Here is a 254-nt window from a genome sequence, read left to right as displayed (position 1 = left end):
CTATGGACGGTGCTGAAGGCGGGCATACGGTGCCCCTGGTCTTCGAGCCAGCGCTTAATCTTGCGTGCGCCCCAGCGTTCATGGCGCTCATGGGCCATGCGCAGCAGGGCGGTGATGTCGTCAGATGGGCGGTTCGGGGAATGGTGCGGTATGCGCGGGCGGTCCTGAAGGCCGGCGGCACCTTCCTGAGCCCAGCGGCGAAGCCACTTGTAGGCGGTGGCAGGAGAAATGCCGAACTGACGGCAGAGGGAACG

Annotated in this window: 1 protein-coding gene; it reads right to left on the bottom strand. The window is 65.7% G+C overall.

What is annotated here, in order from left to right:
- Positions 1–254: helix-turn-helix domain-containing protein (locus APT89_RS06660; RefSeq protein WP_131728587.1), on the bottom strand; the 254-nt coding region annotated here is incomplete at both ends.

The organism is Enterobacter sp. 50588862, from assembly GCF_001462935.1.
Taxonomy (GTDB): Bacteria; Pseudomonadota; Gammaproteobacteria; order Enterobacterales; family Enterobacteriaceae; genus Enterobacter; species Enterobacter bugandensis.
Note: the sequence above shows the minus strand (reverse complement) of the source record. Positions and strands in the feature narration are given on the sequence as shown.